Source organism: Allobosea sp. P1_B10 (genome assembly GCF_056406735.1).
Genome location: NZ_JBFTZP010000016.1, coordinates 40927 through 62150, shown reverse-complemented (window position 1 = coordinate 62150; position 21224 = coordinate 40927). Strand labels below are relative to the sequence as shown.

The window sequence follows — 21224 nt, the reverse complement described above, 5'->3', positions numbered from 1 at the left end:
TGGCGGGCTCAGCCGGGCGCCATCGATCACTCTGCGAGGTTGTCCCAGTACTCTCGCATGGACTGGAGGCGCTTCTGGTCCGGGGGTGTGCCGCCGTCTCCGTACTGCGCAGCCGCCCCACGGACCTGGCCTTCGGTGATGTCGGTTCGATAGCCTTCGAGTTCCTTGTCGTAGGCGAGCTTCTCCCACGGAATCGTCACATGCTGGCTGCCAATGCCAAGGAAGCCTCCGAAGGTGACGTCGACGAAGAGAACCCGGCCGCTCACCTTCTCGATCATCAGCCGCTTGATGGTGCCGATCTGCTCGTGCTTGCTGTCGTAGACAGCCGTCCCTTCGACGCGATCACTTTCGATCATCAGATGCGCCACCGCCGGCCGTTCGATGGGGCCCCAGAGATAATGACCGTTCTCTATGATGCCGGCTGCCACGACGGCCCTGCTGATCGCAGGCGTCCACCTCTCGTCGGGATTGATCTCCTGCACCAGCGTCCAGGGACCCAGCTCGGGCGGCAGGTTCGTGCCGTCGGGCTCGTCTGTGAAGCCGCGCAGATCAGGGGAGTTGGCGGCCTGGAACAGGCAGTAGGTTCTCATCGGCGCCTCCCTTTGCTCCTGCGCCGCTCGCGCGGTGCGCGGTGGCTTCCACCGACCGACGCCTGGCGCGAGCGACAAACGACGTCCTCTCGGAGTCAACCGGCCATGAAGAACGCGACCCTGCTGAAGAGCGTATAGTTCGACTCCACGATCATGATCCCGACGAAGACCAGCAGCACCAGCGGTGGCAGCAGGATCGCGTAGCTGAGCGCCAGCCGCTCCCAGGCCATGTGCATGAATATGGCGATGATCAGCCCGGCCTTCAGCGCCATGAACAGCAGGATCAGCGACCAGCGCAGCAGGCCGGCGAGCTGGAAGTAGTCGACCATGTACGAACAGGCGCTGAGGATGAACAGCCAGGCCCAGACCACGAGGTACAACCGTATCGGATGGTGCTGGCCCTCGCCCTTGGTCGCCGGCAGCGCGTCGGCATGACTCGTCTCGTGCGACATGGAACGCTCCTCACCAGAGATAGAACAGCGCGAAGATGAAGACCCAGACGAGGTCGACGAAGTGCCAGTACAGCCCGGTGATCTCGACGATCTCGTAATTGCCGCGCCGGCTCGTGAAAAAGCCGCGCCGGCCATCCTCGAAATCGCCGCGCCAGACCTTGCGGGCCACGATGATCAGGAAGATCACGCCGATCGAGACATGCGTGCCGTGGAAGCCGGTGATCATGAAGAAGCTTGCGCCGAACTGGTCGGCGCCCCAGGGATTTCCCCAGGGACGGACCCCTTCCGAGATCAGCTTGGTCCATTCGAAGGCCTGCATGCCGACGAAGGTCGCACCGAGTACAGCGGTCGCGAGCATCAGGGCGGCGGTTGCCCGGCGGTTGCGCCGGTAGCCGAAATTGACGGCCATCGCCATCGTTCCGCTGCTGCTGATCAGGACGAAGGTCATGATCGCGATCAGGATCAGCGGGAGGTGATGGCCGGCGATCTCCAGCGCAAAGACCTCGCTGGGGTTGGGCCAGGGCACGGTCGTCGACATCCTGGCTGTCATGTAGGCGATCAGGAAGCAGCTGAAGACGAAGGTGTCGCTGAGCAGGAAGACCCACATCATGGCCTTGCCCCAGGACACGTTCTTGAAGGCCCGCCGGTCGGACGACCAGTCGGTCACGATGCCGGACCAGCCGCCGGGCGGGGCGGCATCGGTCCGGAGAGTCGACGGCAAGACCTCGTTCATCGCGAAAACCCTCGTTAGCTCAGTAACCCCCGACAGATTTCAATGAGATCGTCGGTCCAGCGCATCAGCATGCTGAACAGGATCAGCCAGACCAGCAGCAGGAAGTGCCAATAGGTGGCGCAGAGCTCGACACTCAGCCGCAACTCGCCCACGACGGGCGCGGGGCTTGCCATGGGAATGTCGAACGCCCTTGCAGCCGTGCGACAGAGCGCGACGAGCCCGCCCAGCATGTGCAGGCCGTGGATCGCGGTCACCAGATAGAAGAACGCGCTCGCCGGGTTCGCCGCAGTGAAATAGCCGGCATCGGCAAGCTCGCGCCATGCCAGCAGCTGGCCGGCGAGAAAGGCGAGCGCCGACACGCCGGCAGCCAGCAGGCCCGAGCGTATGCCGTCGAGTTCGGCGCGGCGGGCGGCGCCGACCGTGGCCTGAAGCGCGATGCTGCTCAGGATCAACAGGCCCGTGCTGAACCAGAGCACGAGGGGCATCGGCAGCGGTCGCCAATCTGCCATGCCCATGCGCATCGAATAGGCGCTGATCAGCAGGGCAAACAGTGAGCCGGCGACGACGAGGAATGCGCCTAGCCCCATCTTGGCCCTCGGCCGGGGCTCTGCTCCCGAGCCGTCAGCCTCGGCCGCTATGCCGACCTCGAGCCAGGGCTTGGCCGTCAGGCCCTGCTGCATCAGCCACCAGCCCGCAAACGCTGCCAGAACGACCATGAAGAGCACGATCACGACCATGGCCGGGCTCCCTCATGCCGCTCGCGGCTTCGACGGCTGGTTCTGCGGCAGGAAATCCTGCGCTTCGCCCGGCACGCTGTAGTCATAGGCCCAGCGATAGACCACCGGCAGGTCCTTGCCCCAATTGCCATGGGCGGGCGGTGTCTGCGGGGTCTGCCATTCCAGCGTGGTCGCGCGCCAGGGGTTGCCGCCGGAGGGCTCGCCACGTCTCAGGCTCCAGAGCAGGTTGGACAGGAACACGAGTTGAGCCGCGCCGACGACGAGGGCGACCACGGTGATGAAGATGTTGAGCGTCACCGTCGAAGGCGGCACGAAGGCCATACCGCTCAATTCCGGATAGCGCCGCGGCACGCCCATCAGCCCGATATAATGCATCGGGAAGAAGATCAGGTAGGCGCCGAGGAACGTCACCCAGAAATGCAGCTTGCCGAGCGTCGAGTCGAGCATGCGCCCGGTCATCTTCGGATACCAATGGTAGATCGCGCCGAAGACGACGAGAATCGGCGCGACACCCATCACCATGTGGAAATGCGCAACCACGAACATGGTGTCCGAGAGCGGCACATCGACGACGACGTTGCCGAGGAACAGCCCTGTGAGCCCGCCATTCACGAAGGTCACGATGAACCCGAGCGCAAACAGCATCGGCACGTTGAGGTGGATGTCGCCGCGCCAGAGCGTCAGCACCCAGTTGTAGACCTTGATCGCGGTGGGGATGGCGATGATCAGCGTCGTCGTCGCGAAGAAGAACCCGAAGGAGGGGTGCATGCCGCTGACATACATGTGGTGGGCCCAGACCACGAAGCTCAACGCGCCGATCGCGACCAGCGCCCAGACCATCATGCGATAGCCGAAGATGTTCTTGCGCGCGTGCGTGCTGATCAGGTCGGAGACGATGCCGAAGGCCGGCAGCGCGACGATGTAGACCTCAGGGTGACCGAAGAACCAGAACAGGTGCTGGAACAGGATCGGGCTGCCGCCCTTGTAGGCGAGCTGCTCGCCCATCGCGATGATCGAGGGCATGAAGAAGCTCGTGCCGATGAGCCGGTCGAGCAGCATCATGACGGCCCCGACGAAGAGCGCGGGGAACGCCAGCAGCGCCATCACGGTCGCTGTGAAAATGCCCCAGATCGTCAGCGGCATCCGCATCAGCGTCATGCCGCGGGTCCGGCCCTGCAGCACGGTCACGACATAGTTCAGCCCGCCCATGGTGAAGCCGATGATGAACAGGATCAGCGACACCAGCATGATGATGATGCCCCATTGCTGGCCGGGCGTGTTGGCGAGGATCGCCTGAGGCGGGTACAGCGTCCAGCCCGCCCCTGTCGGGCCGCCCGTGACGAAGAAGCCGCAAACGAGAACCATGACCGCGAGGAAATAGATCCAGAAGCTCAGCATGTTCACATAAGGGAACATCATGTCCCGTGCGCCGATCATCAGCGGGATCAGGTAGTTGCCGAAGCCGCCCAGGAAGAGCGCTGTCAGCAGGTAGATCACCATGATCATGCCGTGCATGGTGATGAGCTGGTAGTAGAAGTTCGCGTCGATGAAGGAGAGCAGGCCGGGGAAGGCGAGCTGCATCCGCATCAGCCAGGACAGCACGAGCGCCACCAGCCCGATCGCCAGCGCCGTCCCTGCATATTGAATCGCGATGACCTTTGCGTCCTGGGAGAAGACGTATTTCGTGATCCAGCTCCGGGGATGGTAAAGCGAGAGATCTTCGGCCTCCCCGGTGGGCACCGGGCCTGCAACGCCATGTGTCACGTCAGCCATCGGGACACCTTTCCGTTCCGCGCACTTCCCTAGTTCTTCGCCTGCGCCCTGGACGGCGCTTGCAATTGGGCGAAGGTTTTCTGTTGCTGCAGCCAGTCCTGGTAGGCCGTCTGGGCCTCGACCACGACGCCGCCTCGCATGAAGGCGTGGCCGGTGCTGCAGAGTTCGGCGCAGAGCGCCTCGAACGTTCCGGTACGCGTCGGGGTCAGCCAGTAATAGGTGACCGAGCCCGGGATCATGTCCATCTTGGCGCGGAATTCCGGCACATAGAAATTATGCAGGACGTCGATCGAGCGCAGCAGCAGCTTGACCGGCTTGCCGAGCGGCAGGTGCAGCGCGTCGCCCTGGATGATCACGTCATCCTGGCCATGGGGATCATTGGCGGCGAGGCCGAGCGGGTTTTCCGGCGTGACATGCGAGACGTCGGTCGCGCCCAGCCGGCCATCCGCACCCGGCAGGCGGTAGCTCCATTGCCATTGCTGCCCGACGATCTCGACGGAGGTAGCGTCGGCCGGCACCGTCACGAACTGTTTCCAGACGACGAGGCCCGGCGCGAGCATGGCAGCGACTCCAATGCCGGTGCCGATCGCGAGCCATAATTCGAGACGCTTGTTCTCGGGCTCGTAGGCCGCGCGAATGCCCTCGCGGTGGCGAAACCGCAGGACGCAATAGGCCATGAACAGCACGACGGCCGCGAAGACGACGCCGGTGATCCAGAAGGTGACGATCAGCGTGTCGTCGATATAGCCCCAGTTGGACGCGATAGGCGTCCACCACCACGGGCTCATGAAGTGGAACACCACCGAGCCGACAACGACCAGAGCCAGGACGACCGCGATACCCATCCCTTTCCATCCTTGCCGAGGGCGGCGATGAACAGGAGCCAGGCAACGCCGCGGCGCGGGGATTGCGTCGCAGCGCTAGGTAGTCATATGCATCTTCGACCGTGAAACCACTCTGCGGCGCAAGCCGAAACCGGGCGCGGGCACGCCAGCCAACGGGCGCGCGCGCCGACAAGCGCAACTGACGACCCCGTATGCGGCTTCGTGCTCATCATGGCCGACCTTCGGCTCATCAAGGGAAATGCGTCACGTCCGACGCCGACAACCCCTCAGTCAGACCGAAGCACACTCAAGCTCCCGGCCCAATGCAACATGTTGTCATCCTGCGCGTGAAGGTTGTCAATCGATGCAACACCGCATCACGCCGCCGCCGGAACCGTATTCGGGCGCAGACACGCTGGCTTGTTCTTGGCTTTGATGCGCGAGCCGCGATGCGACCGACAATCTCCAGCCCGGCTCGCATTCGCAACGACGGCGCAAGCTCTGCGTCGCAGGCGCCCTGCCGCACCTCCGACTAACGGAGCTTTGCGATCCCGATGCCATCAAGTTTTGCTCGGTCCTTGATCGATTCCTCGCTGCGGGTCATCGCTTTCGCAATGGCCTTCAGCGCCATCCCCTTCTTGGCGAGCAACCTCAGCTTCTGGAGTTCCTCATGTGTCCAAGGCTGGCGATGCCGTTCAAATCGCTCGGTCACAGTCTGCTCCTGCTCTGCCGGGGCATTCCCGGCTATCGCGCGACCTATAGCAGTGCTGGTCGCGAAATGGGCCTGAGATATCGACGCGTGCAAGCCAGCACAGCGCAGCGTCCGGAGCGCAAGCTGCTCGGCGACGACGCGTTCGAGCCCGACGACCGCGCCTCAATCCAAATTCGCAGGCAGGGCGGCCCGGGACGGTATTCTCGACCGCTCTTCAACCTATCGCAAACTACAAAAAAAGGCCGCACTCGGCGGCCTTTTCTCGAATATCGATGCCGTCAGCACAGGCATGTTACGCCCTGCGCCCCATCGGCAGACTAGAACGGGATATCGTCGTCGAGATGGCTCGACGAGGAGGACGGTCGCCCGCCACCACCGCCACCGCCGCCGCCCGACATCGCCGGCTGGCGCGATCCGCCGCTTCCCATTGGGCTCTGCCGGCCGAAGGAGCCGCCACCGCCACCGGAGCGATCCTCCATAGCGCCGCCGCCTTCGCCGTACTCGTCCGAACCGCCCTGCCCGCGGCTGTCCAGGATGGTCAGCTCGCCGCGGAAGCGCTGCAGCACGATCTCGGTCGTGTACTTCTCGACGCCCGACTGATCCTGCCACTTACGGGTCTGGAGCTGGCCCTCGATATAGATCTTCGAGCCCTTCTTCAGGTATTGCTCGGCGACCTTGGCAAGGTTCTCGTTGAAGATCACGACGGAGTGCCACTCGGTGCGCTCCTTCTTCTCGCCCGACTGCTTGTCGCGCCAGGTTTCAGAGGTCGCGATGCGCAGGTTGACCACCGGCTCGCCGCTGCCGAGACGCCGCACCTCGGGGTCGCGCCCGAGATTGCCGACCAGAATGACTTTATTCACGCTACCAGCCATGTGAGGCTCCATTTCCTGCGCACTGCGAGATCGGCGTCCAGCCGGAGCCGGACCCTATTCGCCCGGCCGCGCCACATCAATTCATGTTCTCTTTTTGTTCGACATGTTGTCAACCGAATTCGCGACAATCGGAGCTGAGTCTGCCGCAAGGCGTTCAGTCACGCTCATGCGGGCGGCTTGCGGCAGTTGAACGGTACGAAGGTGCTGGCCATGCCCTGGTTCATGCTCAGGATGACCAGGACATTGGCGAGATTGAGCTCTTCCGTCGAACGCGGGCAGACATCGGTCTTCGCGGTGCATCCCGAGGCGAGGAAAGCGTCGTGGCTCTCAAGGAAGGCCTTTCCAAGCCCTCGCGGGCCGAATTTTGCCAGCGCCTCGGCATAGGATTTCTTGTAGCGCGTGCATTTGATGGCGGGCCAGTCGCCTTCCGGCGCAGCCTGCTGGGCGCTCGCGCTGCCTGAGATAGCCAGCGTGAGCGTTGCCGCCATGGCGATGCCCGCTTTTGAATGACGCATTCGAGTTCCCGCAATTTCCGGCCGCCGCGTTCTGGCGCGGCGATGATCAAGAGCGCCCGACCACGGCAAAATTCTGTTCGCGGCCCACTCGTCACCGCGCCCCCCCTCGCCGACACTCGCCCTGATGCCGGACAAGCGGCGACGCCGCGCCAATCGCGGATGACGGCATATGCGAACTCCCGGTGCGGCAGTCGCCCGACTATCGGCCGGGCTCCCAGATCGCAGCCTCGCTGAATCCGAGCGTAGCGAACTCCCCTGCCCGCAGCGGCGCCTCGCCTTCCGAAAAGAACTCATCGAGTTGCGGCGGCGCGACCGATGTTGCGCTCAGCATCGCGTGGGCCTGTCCGCGGTGATGCGTCTGGTGCTGGAAGAGATGCAGCAGCAGCCGGTCCATCCGCTCATGCTGGATGCGCGTATGCCGGTTCACCGCGACGATCCCGCTCAGCCCCGCCCCACTCAGGCCTTCGGCTACCGCGATGAGCCTCCGGTCGACCGCCGCTTGCGCCTCGTGCAGGCTGGCGACCGTCAGGCATGGCTCATCGTCGATCCAGGCATCGGGTCCGAGCCTTCCGCCCTCCATCGCGTCGACATAGAACCAGTCGATCACCAGGATATGGTTCAGGGTCTTTCTGAGGCTCGGAAAGAAGCCTGTGCGCCTGGCCTCGAACTCGTCCTGCGAAAGCCCGGCGCAGGACGTCAGCAGGCGCTGGTTCGCCCAGGCATTGTTGTAGGCCATCGATCGATAGGGCAGCGTCTCGTTCATCGCAGGCTCCCTCCGGGCCGATCACCTTTTGATAGCTCACCCGCCGGTCATCCCGGGCGACCGCAGGGAGACCCGGGATGACCGGGGACGAGGAGCAGTCAACTCAGCCCCATCCTCGCGCGAGACTACCGCCCGCTCCTGCCATCAGCTGTCAGGACAGGGGAACCAACTCTCCCGCGCTGCGTGATAGACATGCCAGCCGCCAGATCTTAGCACCACCGCAACACTGGCATGGCCGGGCATTTGCCCTATCTCTACGCCTGACCCCAAAACCGGATGCCCCGATGGCTCGCAAGATTTCAACGGCCAGCAAAGACTCGCTCGCCGACCAGGCCGCTACGCTGGAGGGCATGTTCGACGCCAGCCGCAAGACGGATTCCCGTGTGATTTCCGTGCGGGGCGCCCGCGAGCACAACCTCAAGAATGTCGATCTCGCGATTCCGCGCGACAAGCTCGTGGTCTTCACCGGGCTGTCGGGTTCCGGGAAGTCCTCGCTCGCCTTCGATACGATCTATGCGGAAGGCCAGCGCCGCTATGTCGAGAGCCTCTCGGCCTATGCCCGCCAGTTCCTGGAGATGATGCAGAAGCCCGATGTCGACCAGATCGACGGGCTCTCGCCGGCGATCTCGATCGAGCAGAAGACGACCTCCAAGAACCCGCGCTCGACGGTCGGCACCGTCACCGAGATCCACGATTACATGCGCCTGCTCTGGGCGCGTACCGGCATCCCCTATTCGCCGGCCACCGGCCTGCCGATCGAGAGCCAGACCGTCTCGCAGATGGTCGACCGCTTGACCGAACTGCCAGAGAAGACGCGCGGCTATCTGCTCGCGCCCGTGGTGCGCGGCCGCAAGGGCGAGTTCCGCAAGGAGATGGCCGACTGGCTCAAGCGCGGCTTTCAACGCGTAAAGGTCAATGGCGAGTTCTACGAGATCCCCGACGCGCCGACCCTGGACAAGAAGTTCAAGCACGACATCGACGTGGTGGTCGACCGCATCGTGATCCGGCCCGATCTCGGCGCCCGCCTGGCGGATTCGCTGGAGCAGGCGCTGGAGCTGGCCGACGGCATCGCCGTCTTCGAATATGCCGACGAGAAGGAGGAGAACGGCGAGGCGCGCCGTGTCACCTTCTCCTCGAAATTCGCCTGCCCGGTCTCCGGCTTCACCATCGCCGAGATCGAGCCGCGCCTGTTCTCGTTCAACAACCCCTTCGGCGCCTGCCCGGCCTGCGACGGCCTCGGCCACGAGATGCATATCGACCCCGATATGATCGTGCCCGACGATTCCGTGACGCTGAAGAAGGGCGCCATCGCGCCCTGGGCCAAGTCGACCTCGCCCTATTACGGCCAGACGCTCGAGGCGCTCGCCAAGCACTTTGGCTTCTCGATGACGAAGCCCTGGTCGGAGCTGCCAGACAGCGCAAAAAACGCGATCCTGTTCGGCACCGGCACGGAGCCCGTGCGCATGGCCTATAATGACGGCCTGCGCGCCTATGAGGTGAAAAAACCCTTCGAGGGCGTGATCACCAATATGGAGCGGCGCTGGAAGGAGACCGAGAGCGACTGGGCCCGCGAGGAGATCGGGCGCTTCATGTCCGAGACGCCCTGCAAGGCCTGCGACGGCTATCGCCTCAAGCCTGAATCCCTGGCGGTGAAGATCGCCATGCGCCATATCGGCGAGATCTCGCGGCTGTCGGTCAAGGATGCGCTGATCTGGGTCAGCGAACTCCCCTCGAAACTGACCCAGAAGCAAAACGAGATCGCCCCGCGCATCCTCAAGGAGATCCGCGACCGGCTGACCTTCCTGCTCGATGTCGGCCTCGAATACCTGACGCTCGCCCGCGCCTCGGGCACGCTGTCGGGCGGCGAGAGCCAGCGCATCCGGCTGGCGAGCCAGATCGGCTCGGGCCTCACCGGCGTGCTCTATGTGCTCGACGAGCCCTCGATCGGCCTGCACCAGCGCGACAATGAGCGGCTGCTGGGCACGCTTCGCCGCCTGCGCGACCTCGGCAACACCGTCATCGTCGTCGAGCATGACGAGGATGCGATCCTGACGGCCGATTACGTCGTCGATGTCGGCCCCGGCGCCGGCATCCATGGCGGTGAGATCGTCGCAAAAGGCACGCCGCAGCAGATCCTGGACAACCCGAACTCGCTCACCGGCAAATACCTCACCGGCGAGATGTCGGTCGCCGTCCCCGCCAAGCGCCGCAAGGCGCAGAAGGGCCGCAGCCTTAAAATCGTCGGCGCGCGCGGCAACAACCTCAAGGATGTCAGCGTCGAGATCCCGCTGGGGCTGTTCACCTGCATCACCGGCGTCTCCGGCGGCGGCAAGTCGACGCTGGTCATCGACACGCTCTACAAGGCGGTGGCGCGCAAGCTCAACGGCGCCATCGAGCACCCTGCCCGGCATGACCGCATCGAGGGCATCGAGCAGCTCGACAAGGTCATCGACATCGACCAGTCGCCGATCGGCCGGACCCCGCGCTCCAACCCCGCGACCTATACCGGCGCCTTCACGCCGATCCGCGAATGGTTTTCGGGCCTGCCCGAGGCCAAGGCGCGCGGCTACCAGGCCGGGCGCTTCTCCTTCAACGTCAAGGGCGGCCGCTGCGAAGCCTGCCAGGGCGACGGCGTCATCAAGATCGAGATGCACTTCTTGCCCGATGTCTACGTCACCTGCGACGTCTGCAAGGGCAAGCGCTACGACCGCGAGACGCTGGAGGTGAAGTACCGCGAAAAGTCGATCGCGGATGTCCTCGACATGTCGGTCGAGGAGGCAAAACTGCTGTTCAAGGCGGTGCCCTCGATCCGCGACAAGATGGAGACGCTGCATCGCGTCGGGCTCGACTACGTCAAGGTCGGCCAGCCCGCCACCACCCTCTCGGGCGGCGAGGCCCAGCGCGTCAAACTGTCGAAGGAGCTCTCAAAGCGCGCCACCGGCCGCACGCTCTACATCCTGGACGAGCCGACCACCGGCCTGCATTTCCACGATGTCGCCAAGCTGATGGAGGTGCTGCACGAGCTGGTCGACCAGGGCAATTCGGTGGTGGTGATCGAGCACAATCTCGAGGTCATCAAGACCGCCGACTGGATCATCGACATGGGCCCCGAAGGCGGCGACGGCGGCGGCATCGTGGTGGCCGAAGGCACGCCCGAGGACGTCGTGCGCATCGGCAAGGGCCACACCGCGCGGTTCCTGAAAGAGGTGCTGGCGCGCCGGCCGATCAAGAAGGGGAAGGCGGTGCAGAGGGAGGCGGCGGAGTGAGCGGCGTGTGGCAACTACGAATACCCGCTCGGAAAGCGACATTTGCAAGCTGCGGGGTGGACGCTAATATGGGGCTCTCACAACCGCAACAATTGACAGACAGCTAAGGCCTATCGCCTTGGCTGCGGCGCAGCTAACATCTCTCTTTTCGCAGATTCTGCTGATTAGAGAGACGGTTTTTATGGCGCAATCCATTATAATCAGTAATGATGATGAGGAAACAGCAAAGATCCTCGCTCCTTACATTCAATCCGGAAATCTGAATTTCCTTATTGGCTCCGGAGCCTCGCTTCCTGCGATCAAGACGGCCGGTAACATCGAGCAGAAATTAGACGAGCTTATCAAAGATAACAAATCTCATGAAGCAGATCAAGAGATGGTCAATTTCATTAAAGAAATTGGAAAAACTTACGCTAGCCTACAAGACGACCCGGTATATTCACCGGAACTCGATGAAACATTCAATAATTACAGCACTTTCATATCGATTATAGATCAAGTTTTATTTTTTAGAAAGAACGAGATTCTGCCTAGGCAGGCTACAATATTTTCGACAAACTACGATATGTTTATCGAATTTGCTGCGAGCAAATCCCCTAGTATTATTATAAATGATGGATTTGACCGATCTTCTGGGAAATCCGAGAATTTTGCATTCGCACCAGAGAAATATTTCGACAGAACCTATAGGATGAGCTCCCTCTATGCTCGACGGGTTGAAATTCCAACCCTCAACCTCATCAAACCTCACGGATCGCTAAACTGGACAAAGAGCGGTTCAAATCTCGTCTGCAACGCAGGAGCTGTTCCGGCTCTCACCGCGGCCGAAACGGCTAATCCCCTGAAAGTTTCTGAGTACCTCAACAAACATTTTCTGATTATGCCTAACTTCAGAAAATTCCGCGAGACACTTATGGAGCGAGTTTACTACGATCTCCTACGGCTTTTTTCGAAGTCTATGGAGCAGGAGAACGCCGTTCTGATCGCATTCGGGTTTTCATTTAGCGACGAACATATACTCGACATTACTAAACGAACTCTCAGAAACCCAACATCACAGCTAATCATTTTCGCCTACAGCCACAACGAGATTTCTTCTTATGAAGCTAAATTTGCCAGGCATCGGAACGTCAGCGTCATCGGACCGCCAGCTGGGACAAACGTCAATTTCCTACGGTTGAACAACATCCTTTCAGCGGTACTGCCGGAGATTAAGAATGGCTAATCGGCCTGATCGCCTTCAGAAGGAGGCTGTACTTCGGGTAGGTGAAGTCTCGGCCGTAACAGGTCGGAAGGTTTTCATCTCCGTCGACCGCGACAAAAACCTATCAGAGCTGTTTTTCGACGGTGATGTGATTCGAAACATCGGCGTCGGCAGTTATGTCGATATTCGGAAAGGCTTCCTTAGTCTTATCGGGAAGGTCGAAGGCGAGAACGCTCAGACAGATGACAAGCGGCCTAGCCAACTAGCGTACATGAACGGCCGCCGGTTCCTGTCCGTTTCACTCGTTGGCTTCCTCGACCGAAAGGGTGAGTTTTTTGGAGGCACGAAGGAGCTTCCACTCGTCGGCAATGAGGCGTTCCTTCTGACCAAAGAAAAGGTCCACCAAGTCCATAACCTCCTCAAAAATGGGGGAGTGGCACTGGAATTAGCGCGCTCCGAGTACGAAGGATACGACATATCCCTCCCCGTCGACGGGCTGATGAACAGCCACATTGCCATCTTTGGAAACACTGGTAGCGGAAAATCAAATACGCTCGCGATGATATATCAAGAGTTCATCGCAAAGATGCGTGCTCGCAACACTGCCGCGTTCCAAGCTAACTGCCGCGTCATCCTGTTTGATTTCAACAACGAGTACACCCGAGAAAATTGTCTCACGCAGCACAAGCGGGTGTTCAATCTGACGACCAGAAATGACAACGGAGACAAAATCCCGCTCGGAGCCGGCGGATTTAACGACATAGAGATCGTGAGCATTCTAGCCGACGCAACGGAGAAAACCCAAAAGCCATTTTTAAAACGTGCTCTCAAGCTCCAGCAGCAGGTAAACGAAGCTGCTGTTCCAACCCAGTACCTACGCGCCATCGTGCGGCGGCAGGTTGCTCAGGTTTTGCAGATGTCGGATAAGGTCCGCGCTGATCTACTACTCGACTATTTTAGGCAGGTTTTACCAGAGGCCACGGCGGATGGAGAAGTCATCGAGATCGCTGAGGATCTAGAGTGGCATAACACGCAGTCAGAATATCGCTTGCGAGGTCAGCATGTCTATCTAAGATCGACCCCGGATCGAATAACAGAAACTGTTGCTTTTAAGACCGTAGATTTACTCGAAATATCAGACGACGACATCAAAAATCTTATAACGCTCTGCTACGTCCAGTTGATCTCTGATGTCCTGGCAAATCGAGCTCAGAACGAGCATATTGCCCCAGCTATCAATAAGCTAAAAAGCAAGCAAAGCGACATTCGGAAGATTTTTGATCCAACGCCGGGGGCTGAGCTTTTCACGTCGAATGTGCTCGTGTTCGCCCTGAGCGAGATAAACCTAGAGATGAAGAAGACAGTTCCGCTGCTCGTCGCCAAGAAAATTTACGAGGATCATAAACGGATCGGCGGCAACCGATCACTAAATATCGTAATCGACGAAGCCCATAATATTCTTTCGCGAGAATCTTTTCGAGAGTCCGAGAGCTGGAAGGATTACCGACTAGAAACGTTCGAGGAAATTATCAAAGAGGGCCGCAAATTCGGAGTTTTCGTTACGATTTCAAGCCAAAGACCCAATGATATCTCGCACACTATCACGTCTCAGGCCCACAACTACTTTATTCATCGCCTCATTAATCAGAAAGACCTCCAGTCAATTGCAAGTGCAGTGTCGTACATCGACAAACTCACTGAGGAATCAATCCCTACGCTACCCACCGGCACATGTATATTCAGCGGCATGGCGGGGCAGATGCCGCTCAAACTCGCAGTAAAGCCGCTCGATGAGCATTTGCGGCCCAAAAGTGAGACGGCGAAGTTCGTCGATTTGGTCCCGGCTGCCGGCTAAGCTATCGAAATTCGTGCGAGCTAATTTGCCATATGGCTCTGCCGTAGCAGGGGAAGCCTCAAATTCTCCAGTTCTCAAAGGGCGTTTGTACTAGCTTGGCGATGCGAAAGCCCGCTCTGAAGTCTTGAGCCGGCTTGCGTCAGCGCATCTAACTTATCCCCGCCCTCGCCGCTCGGCCCATAATCTCCTCGCCCATCACCCAAACGGGGCGGCCGTCCGGAGGTATGCTGGAGGTTGGGTGAGGGTCGGCGCCTGCGGGCGGGGGTTACGCCCCGCTCCCGGGAGGTTTTGGGGCACCGCCCTGGGGACACTACGGTCCCTGTGCGAGGAGCTCGCTGGAGGGCCCGGCAGGCGAGGGACAGACATGGCGACGACGCGACCCCGCAAGGGATACTGGCGTCGAAACCCTGAGGTTCCGGACAGCCCCGCCCGATAAGCGCGGCCCAGGATCAGAAATCGCCGAAGGCGGAGCGCCACGGGGCGTGCGGCGGGTGGCTCAACCCCGTCGCGCCGCAGCCTGGCTCAACGGTTGCGGACGACACTCGCGCCTCGCGGCGCTCCGCCAGCCCCGCTCGTCCCGCCGCGCATCCGCGCGGGCGGATGATTGCGCGCGCCTGTCCCAACCGGAGCCCCGTCATGACAAAACGCAAGATACCCCTCTCCACCATCCCGCCGATCACCGATTTCGAAAGCTGCCAGCGGGCGCGCCCGCTGATCCTGAAGCGCTTCGGCGACATTCTCGGCGTCTGGGAGGACTGCGAGAACCGCGCCTGCGTGCGCGCCCGGAGCTGCCAGCGCGCGGATACGAGCTGCCTCCAGCGCTTCATGAACGCGATCCCCGACACCGACCGCCGCGAGATGCGTTCCGCGCTGGAGAACCGCCGCGCCGGGCTCGACCCGGATGCGGCCATCGCCGAGGCGCAGGCCCGCGTGGCCAGGGAGGACGCAGCGCCCGAGGCGTGAGGCGGGGCGCAACGACATAACCCGAGCCCTCATCCTGAGAAGCCGCGAAGCGGCGTCTCGAAGGATGCTCCAGCGGGCTCGGGAGTCTCACCCACCATCCTTCGAGACGGCCCTGCGGGCCTCCTCAGGATGAGGGCCGAGGGGGGGGGACGGCAGCCCCCCTCAGAACCGGTCGATAATCGTGACGCCGGTGCCCTCGAAACGGTCCATCGCCATCAGCGCGGGGATGGACTCCGCGAGGTCGATGCGGCGGCCCACCAACTGCTGCGGGGTCAGCTTGCCGGCCTTGATCATGTCGAGCATCGCGCCATAGCGATGCGCCTGCATGCCGTGGCTGCCCAGGATCTCGAGCTCATGCGCGATGACCTGCGCCATCGGGATCGCAGGCGTGGCCTGCTCGGCCAGCAGCAGCCCGACCTGGATGTGCTTTCCGCGCTTGCGCAAATTGGCGACCGAGTTGAAGCAGGTCTGGGGCGAGCCCAGCGCGTCGAGCGAGACATGCGCGCCGCCCCCCGTCGCATCGCGCACGGCGTCGACGACATCGGGCTGGGTTTTGGCGTTGACGGTAACCGTCGCGCCGAGCTGGCGGGCAAGCGCGAGCTTGCCCTCGGCGATGTCGACCGCCACGACATTGGCGCCCAGCGCATTGGCGATCATGATCGCCGACAGCCCGACGCCGCCGCAGCCATGCACCGCAACCCATTGCCCGGCCGAGACTTTCCCCTGGTCGACGACGGCGCGGAACGAGGTCACGAAGCGGCAGCCGAGGCTGGCTGCGGTGGCAAAGTCGATCTCCTCGGGCAGGCGCACGAGGTTGAGGTCGGCACGGTCGATGCGGACATATTCCGCAAACGAGCCCCAATGCGTGAAGCCGGGCTGGAACTGGGAGTCGCAGACCTGCTGGTTGCCGGAATGGCATTGCGGGCAGCAGCCGCAACCTGAGACGAAGGGCACGGTGACGCGGTCGCCCTCGCGAAACCGCACGACATTGCGGCCGACAGCGGCGATGACGCCGGCAAGCTCATGGCCGGGCACATGCGGCAGGCGGATGTCGGGATCGTGTCCGACCCAGCCATGCCAGTCGCTGCGGCACAGGCCGGTGGCCTCGACCTTGATGACGACGCTGTGCTTCTCCGGGGTGGGGTCCGGCAGGATGCGCAGTTCGGGGGCCTGGCCGAAGGCCTCGTAGACGACAGCTTTCATGGCGCGGGCACTCCTTCGCTCGCTGCCGGTCTCATGGCCCCGCGCCGGCTGAATCGTCAATCGCCCGGGGTGTCGCGCCCCCATTCCTTAACCCTTCTGAGTCAGAACCTTGCCCTGCTGTGGCAAAGGGGGGATCCGGGCTTGGCAGGGTGGCATAGGGAGGGGCGCCGGCTTCTGGCGCTGGCGATGATCGGCGCGGCGCAGCCGGCCTTTGCCGAGCCGCGCAGCTCGCCGATCGAGCAATGCGCCTATTGCCACGGCGCCGATGGCATCGCGCGCGATACCGAGGTGCCTCATCTGGCCGGCCAGAACGAGCGCTATCTCTACAACCAGATGCTGGCTTTCCGATCCGGCAAGCGCCCCCACAAGGAGATGCGCTTCCTGGCACGCGACATGACGACAGCCGAGATCGCGGCCATCGCCGCCTATTACGCCGCGATGCCACCGCGTTGAGCGCGGCGACGCAGCGTCACCAGACGCTTGCCAACGTCGCGCGCCGCCCTAATCTCTCCGCAGTACGGGGGAGACGACAATGACGCAGCCCAGCCGCCGCAGCCTTCTCGCAGCCGGAGCGGCCGCGCTCGCCGGCGGCACGGCCCTGGCCCAGCAGCCCGGGCACGAGCATCACGGCCCGCAGTATGAGCGATTGAACCAGCCCGGTCGCATCGAAAAGCCCGCGCTCGCCACCACGCAGAACGTCTTCGACTCGCCCGTGCCCAAGGCCGCCAATCCCGGTCGCTGGGCCGCCAAGGCGCCGCTGCCGATGCCGCGTTCCGAGATGGCCTGGGCCACGGCGCATGCCGGCCGCATGCACATTGTCGGCGGCTATGCCGAGCAACGCGTCGACCGGCCCTATCACCATGTCTACGAGGCCGCGAGCGACCGCTGGATCGACGCCGCGCCGCTGCCGCTCGGCGCCAACCATGTCGGTGTCGCCTTCCTCGATGGAAAGCTCTACGCCATCGGCGGCTTCCTGGAGCAGAATCGCAAACCGCATCCACGCTGCTTCGCCTGGGATCCCCAGGCCGACCGCTGGAGCGAGCTGCCGCCCCTGCCCCGCCCCGTTGGCTCGACCGCGGTGGTTGCACTGGGGGGCGTGCTGCATGTCATCGGAGGCGCCATCGGCGAAACCACGGAGAGCAAGCGCTCGGTTGACTGGCATCTGGTCTACGACCCCAAGGCGGAGCGCTGGAGCGAGCGCAGCCCGCTGCCCACTGCCCGCGATCACACCGGGACGCTGCCCATCGGCAGCCTGATCCATGTTATCGGCGGGCGCGTCGACTCGTTCCACACGAACTCGAACCTGCACCACAGCTACAATCCCGCCGAGGATCGCTGGACTGCGCGCAACCCGTTGCCGACCGCTCGCTCGGGGCATGGCGCGGTGCTCTATCGCGGCAAGGTGTTCGTCATGGGCGGAGAAGGCACCAACCGCGTCTTCGGCCAGATGGAGGCCTACGACCCCTCGACCGATGCCTGGGAGCAATACGCCCCGATGCCGACGCCGCGTCACGGACTTGGCGCGGCGCTGGTCGGTGACGCCATCCATGTTGCCGGCGGCGGCCCGGTCATGGGCGGCGGCGTCCAGAGCGCCGTCCATGAGGCCTTCATGCTGGGCTGAGTGGCGTTGACCACCTCCGCATCCGGCCGCGCGAGTGACGCGGCAGACTCAGCCTGAGCTGACGCCGCGCGGGCTGGGTTGCTGCCGGCGGGACAAGGTGCATGACGATATCGAGCCCGTATTGCATTTTCATATTGCCGTAACGTTACTGCCCAGGATCGGATACCGCATGAGTCCCTTCGTCTCGATAGGTGCCACTGCCTTCATCGTCGTTTTCGGCGCTGCGATGTTCGGCATGTTCCTGCGGTCGCGCTTGCCTGACCACCACCTCACGACGGAATCCCGGGACGCGATCAAGCTCGCGACCGCAATAATCGGCACCCTTTCGGCTCTGGCGCTAGGCCTTATGGTCGCCTCCGCCAAGCGCTCCTTCGACGATGCGAGCACCGAACTGAGGACGTCATCGGCGCGCGTCGTGCTGCTCGACCGGGTGCTGGCGCAATATGGCCCCGAGACGGCAAGCCTGCGCCCCGCGCTTCGAGCGCTTCTCGAGCACAGGCTGCACGAACTTCAGGGCGAAGGCCACAACGCGATGAACAAGGTCTCGGATATCGAACCCGTCCAGAAGGCATTGCGCGAGCTGTCGCCGCAGCATGACGATCAACGCTGGCTTCAGGCGCGGGCGCTACACCTGAGCGGTCAGATTTCCGAGATGAACTGGCTGCGACCGGAAACCGAGGCCGAAGGCTTCCCGACTATCTTCATCGTCTTCCTCGTGTCGTGGCTGGCGATCCTGTTCGCCTCTTTCGGCATCCTGGCGCCGAGCAACACGACAATCGTGGCGACGCTGTTCGTGTCAGCGCTCTCCGTCACCGGGGCGCTGGTGCTGATCGTGGACATGGACCACCCCTATCTCGGACTGATCCGCCTCTCCGACGCTCCCCTGAGGCTCTCGCTCCAGCATCTCGGACGTCCCTGAGAAGCGCGAGACGCCCCTCCTGCTGCCGGAGGCATGAGTTCCGGCCGCATCGCGGCCGAACCCCGCTTTGTCGCCTGCCGGCGAACCTTGGAGCGCGCCTAATCTTCGGAGCGGCTCTCGGAATTGCGGTTGCGCTCATAGCGATGCGTCAACGGGAACGGGGGCAGCCAGGCCTCACGACGCAGCGTCCAGACCTCGTAGCTCGGTAGCAATTGGTCGGGCTCATCCAAGGCGCCGAGATGCACCTCGATCTCGTCGCCGCTGCATGCGAAGACGGACGAGCCACAGCGCGGGCAAAAGTGCCGGCCGGCGTAATCGCGCGTTTCTCCGGTGATCGTCACCGCCTCCTGCGGAAACATCGCGGCGGCATAGAACAGCGCGCCATGGTGCTTGCGGCAGTCGAGGCAGTGACAGAGGCCGACCCGGTAGGGCTTTCCCGACGCCGTGATGCGGACATCCCCGCAAAGGCAGCCTCCCGTGAAGCGATCCATGTTGCGTCTCCCGCGCGACCGGTCACGTAACGCTACCGCGAAGGCGGGGTTCAAAGAAGGCAGCGTGGACACCGGGAGCGCATTGCAGCCATCACCTGGGGTGCCTAGGTGCCGCTCTCGCGATCGGGTCTAAGAGCGGTCATCCACGCGCATGATTCGAAGGACAGCTGATGATCGTCTCGATCACGCAGGACGGCGACCGGCATTTCAAGAGCCTCGGCTTCAACCAGGGCAGTGCCGCAGGGCGCGGAACCATGTTCGTCACGGACTGGCGCTTCACCGATAATCCGACGGTCTATTACGAGGAATATGCCACCGTCATAGACGGCCACACATACACGGTCGTCGGATACTTCTCCTATAATCAATCCTTGAAGATGATCGACAGCGTCAACATCTTCAACGAGCGTTACGAGAAGGTCGCGACAGTGGTCGACGTCTTCGTGCCGGTCGGCACGGTGCCTGTCGATATCAGGAACGACCAGTTCTACATGTCCAGCGTCGACGAGCGGATCGTCGATGGCGGCGGCAACGATTACGCCGATCTTGGCTCCGGCAACGACGTTTATGTCTACGGCTCCGGATACGACAAGATCTATGGCGGCGAGGGTTTTGACCGAGTCGAGTCGACGGTCTACCCCAAGATCGCGATTTCAGTCGCAGCGGCAGGCGACGAATGGTTCGACGTCCGCAGCGGTTCGACCCTGCTCTTCAGCACCAAATACGTCGAACTCATCACCTTCGACGGCCTTGCCGTCTATATCGACAACGGACAGTTGCGCTGGGAGGCCGATCCTACGCTTGTTTCCTCGATAGCTGCCCGCGCCGCCATCGACACCACACTCATCTTTACGGGACAGGCTCCGGCCGACGGTCGCCTGGCGGATCTCGGCGAGTTCGCGGAGTTGCAGTATCGCGCCTATGCAGCGGCCGGGGTGATGAACCCGACGCTGGGGCCCTTCGAGGCCTTCGGCAAGGCCTATGCGTCGGACCCGACGACGCGCGACCTGTTCGCTTCGCAATACGGCTCGCTGAGCGAGGATTCCTTCCTCGACAAGGGCTATACCGCCGTGTTCGGCGTGGCCCCAAGTGCGGAAGCCCGCACGGCACTCGCCCAGCAGATCCAGTACTTCAACGGGCTATATCTCGGCGCAGGCATCGACCCGGCATCTGCAGCGCTGGAGGCACGGGGCGCCGTGCTGGGCCAGATCGTCGGCTATGGCTATATCACGCCTGACAGCACCGGCACGGCTGCAGTCACGCTCGCGGGCGTCGGCAGCGATGCGTTCGGATTTGGCGAAGGCATTTTCGGTGGGTGACCATTTGGCACCCGCTGGTCTAACTCCCCGAGGTCTACGCCCGGCGTCATTCCGCTAGTGAAACGGTCGGACCTCGATGGGAACGCGACAGGCCACAGCGGCCTTGCGTCCCCATGCCAACGCCTCGTCCATAGTCGCTGCTTCCAGCACCCAGAATCCGCCCACGAGTTCCTTGGTCTCGAGATACGGACCGTCGGTGACGAGGACCTCACCACTGGGCTGGGCCCGCAGTGATTTCGCGCTGCCCGGCGGTTGCAGGCCGCCCACGAAGAGCCGGACGCCGGCCGCGATCATCTCCCGATTGAGCGCGGCGATGTCGTCCGACATTGCCGCATCCTCCACACGAGACGCGTCATAGTCGACGGGGTGGTGAACGGAGACCAGATATCGGGTCATGACGCCTCCTTTGACG

At 62.6% G+C, this 21224-nt stretch carries 21 protein-coding genes; 8 read left to right on the top strand and 13 right to left on the bottom strand.

From position 1 onward, the window contains the following. Window positions 1-26: 26 nt before the first annotated feature. The 10 genes from AC1D2L_RS23140 to AC1D2L_RS23095 form a co-directional block, all read right to left on the bottom strand. Window positions 27-590: a PRC-barrel domain-containing protein gene (locus AC1D2L_RS23140; protein ID WP_476848253.1), complete on the bottom strand. Its 564-nt coding sequence runs from the start codon at window positions 588-590 to the stop codon at window positions 27-29. A gap of 95 nt (window positions 591-685) precedes the next feature. After that, window positions 686-1042, bottom strand: coding sequence for a cytochrome C oxidase subunit IV family protein (locus tag AC1D2L_RS23135; RefSeq protein ID WP_476848252.1), 357 nt, complete (start codon window positions 1040-1042; stop codon window positions 686-688). A 10-nt stretch (window positions 1043-1052) separates the two neighbouring features. Next, the gene (locus AC1D2L_RS23130; RefSeq protein ID WP_476848251.1) at window positions 1053-1775 is read right to left on the bottom strand and encodes a heme-copper oxidase subunit III family protein; all 723 of its coding nucleotides are present in this window, start codon (window positions 1773-1775) and stop codon (window positions 1053-1055) included. A 14-nt stretch (window positions 1776-1789) separates the two neighbouring features. Beyond that, a complete protein-coding gene (locus AC1D2L_RS23125; protein WP_476848250.1) occupies window positions 1790-2512 on the bottom strand; it encodes a cytochrome c oxidase subunit 3 in 723 nt (240 codons plus the stop codon). Between the two features lie 12 nt (window positions 2513-2524). Continuing rightward, entirely contained in the window at window positions 2525-4285 is a 1761-nt protein-coding gene (locus AC1D2L_RS23120; RefSeq protein WP_476848249.1) for a cytochrome c oxidase subunit I, read from the bottom strand. A gap of 29 nt (window positions 4286-4314) precedes the next feature. Continuing rightward, window positions 4315-5130, bottom strand: a complete 816-nt coding sequence (locus tag AC1D2L_RS23115; RefSeq protein ID WP_476848248.1) for a cytochrome c oxidase subunit II — start codon at window positions 5128-5130, stop codon at window positions 4315-4317. A gap of 511 nt (window positions 5131-5641) precedes the next feature. After that, window positions 5642-5821 (bottom strand): Myb-like DNA-binding domain-containing protein, encoded by a 180-nt coding sequence (locus tag AC1D2L_RS23110; RefSeq protein WP_476848247.1) that lies wholly within the window; start codon window positions 5819-5821, stop codon window positions 5642-5644. A gap of 317 nt (window positions 5822-6138) precedes the next feature. Beyond that, window positions 6139-6693, bottom strand: a complete 555-nt coding sequence (gene ssb / locus AC1D2L_RS23105; protein ID WP_476848246.1) for a single-stranded DNA-binding protein — start codon at window positions 6691-6693, stop codon at window positions 6139-6141. A gap of 164 nt (window positions 6694-6857) precedes the next feature. Beyond that, complete coding sequence (locus AC1D2L_RS23100; RefSeq protein WP_476848245.1) at window positions 6858-7208, bottom strand: hypothetical protein; 351 nt, start codon at window positions 7206-7208, stop codon at window positions 6858-6860. 199 nt (window positions 7209-7407) lie between these two features. Then, window positions 7408-7971, bottom strand: coding sequence for a DinB family protein (locus tag AC1D2L_RS23095; protein ID WP_476848244.1), 564 nt, complete (start codon window positions 7969-7971; stop codon window positions 7408-7410). Window positions 7972-8321: 350 nt separating this feature from the next. Between AC1D2L_RS23095 and uvrA the strand changes: the two genes are divergently transcribed. The 4 genes from uvrA to AC1D2L_RS23075 all read left to right on the top strand — a co-directional run bounded on the left by uvrA (window position 8322) and on the right by AC1D2L_RS23075 (window position 15259). Further along, window positions 8322-11237, top strand: coding sequence for an excinuclease ABC subunit UvrA (uvrA, locus tag AC1D2L_RS23090; RefSeq protein WP_476848275.1), 2916 nt, complete (start codon window positions 8322-8324; stop codon window positions 11235-11237). Between the two features lie 118 nt (window positions 11238-11355). Next, on the top strand, window positions 11356-12462 hold the full coding sequence (locus AC1D2L_RS23085; protein ID WP_476848243.1) for an SIR2 family protein: 1107 nt from the start codon (window positions 11356-11358) through the stop codon (window positions 12460-12462). After that, window positions 12455-14296 (top strand): ATP-binding protein, encoded by a 1842-nt coding sequence (locus AC1D2L_RS23080; RefSeq protein WP_476848242.1) that lies wholly within the window; start codon window positions 12455-12457, stop codon window positions 14294-14296. Before AC1D2L_RS23085 ends, AC1D2L_RS23080 begins: the two co-directional genes overlap by 8 nt. Window positions 14297-14932: 636 nt before the next feature. Continuing rightward, window positions 14933-15259, top strand: coding sequence for a hypothetical protein (locus AC1D2L_RS23075; protein WP_476848241.1), 327 nt, complete (start codon window positions 14933-14935; stop codon window positions 15257-15259). Window positions 15260-15421: 162 nt separating this feature from the next. On the opposite strand, the gene AC1D2L_RS23070 is transcribed toward AC1D2L_RS23075, so the two are convergent. After that, a complete protein-coding gene (locus AC1D2L_RS23070) occupies window positions 15422-16462 on the bottom strand; it encodes a zinc-dependent alcohol dehydrogenase family protein (protein WP_476848240.1) in 1041 nt (346 codons plus the stop codon). Window positions 16463-16603: 141 nt separating this feature from the next. Here AC1D2L_RS23070 and AC1D2L_RS23065 point away from each other — a divergent pair, with 141 nt between their 5' ends. The 3 genes from AC1D2L_RS23065 to AC1D2L_RS23055 all read left to right on the top strand — a co-directional run bounded on the left by AC1D2L_RS23065 (window position 16604) and on the right by AC1D2L_RS23055 (window position 19002). After that, window positions 16604-16915, top strand: a complete 312-nt coding sequence (locus AC1D2L_RS23065; RefSeq protein ID WP_476848239.1) for a c-type cytochrome — start codon at window positions 16604-16606, stop codon at window positions 16913-16915. Window positions 16916-16994: 79 nt separating this feature from the next. Further along, on the top strand, window positions 16995-18083 hold the full coding sequence (locus AC1D2L_RS23060) for a Kelch repeat-containing protein (RefSeq protein WP_476848238.1): 1089 nt from the start codon (window positions 16995-16997) through the stop codon (window positions 18081-18083). A 169-nt stretch (window positions 18084-18252) separates the two neighbouring features. Further along, a complete protein-coding gene (locus AC1D2L_RS23055; protein WP_476848237.1) occupies window positions 18253-19002 on the top strand; it encodes a bestrophin-like domain in 750 nt (249 codons plus the stop codon). Between the two features lie 98 nt (window positions 19003-19100). Here the strand turns inward: AC1D2L_RS23055 and AC1D2L_RS23050 are convergent, their stop codons facing one another. Further along, window positions 19101-19493 (bottom strand): GFA family protein, encoded by a 393-nt coding sequence (locus AC1D2L_RS23050; RefSeq protein ID WP_476848236.1) that lies wholly within the window; start codon window positions 19491-19493, stop codon window positions 19101-19103. Window positions 19494-19663: 170 nt separating this feature from the next. On the opposite strand from AC1D2L_RS23050, the gene AC1D2L_RS23045 reads away from it, so the two are divergent. Then, window positions 19664-20812 carry a hypothetical protein gene (locus AC1D2L_RS23045; RefSeq protein ID WP_476848235.1) on the top strand — a complete coding sequence of 383 codons (1149 nt, stop codon included), beginning with the start codon at window positions 19664-19666 and terminating at the stop codon, window positions 20810-20812. A gap of 54 nt (window positions 20813-20866) precedes the next feature. Here the strand turns inward: AC1D2L_RS23045 and AC1D2L_RS23040 are convergent, their stop codons facing one another. Further along, the gene (locus tag AC1D2L_RS23040) at window positions 20867-21208 is read right to left on the bottom strand and encodes a YciI family protein (protein WP_476848234.1); all 342 of its coding nucleotides are present in this window, start codon (window positions 21206-21208) and stop codon (window positions 20867-20869) included. Window positions 21209-21224: the final 16 nt, after the last annotated feature.